This is a genomic window from Micromonospora arborensis (assembly GCF_003205615.1).
Taxonomy (GTDB): Bacteria; Actinomycetota; Actinomycetes; order Mycobacteriales; family Micromonosporaceae; genus Micromonospora; species Micromonospora arborensis.
In genome coordinates, this window is record NZ_PYBV01000145.1 from 1 (window position 1) to 250 (window position 250).

The following is a 250-nucleotide window of genomic DNA, read 5'->3' on the forward strand; positions in this document are numbered from 1 at the left end:
CACGAGGCGTGCGCCGAACATCGCCGGCAGCTGACGTACGTGCTCGGTGATCACGGAGCCGATCCCGCCCTGTAACGCCTCGGTGGACCGCTGCCCCGCCGCGAGTGCCGTCGCCGGATCGGTCACCAACTGGGTCCCGCCCGCGGCGGCGAGCGCGAGGACGAAGCCGATCCCGCCAGTCACCAGAACGGCGGCGCGCAGCGCGGTCCCGACGCTGAATCGCCGCATGGCGAGCAGGCACAGTCCGAGC

At 72.8% G+C, this 250-nt stretch carries 1 pseudogene; it reads right to left on the bottom strand.

Going from position 1 to position 250, the window contains the following annotated elements:
• Window positions 1-228: pseudogene (locus C7C45_RS33175) on the bottom strand (DUF418 domain-containing protein); the annotation flags it as partial.
• Window positions 229-250: the final 22 nt, after the last annotated feature.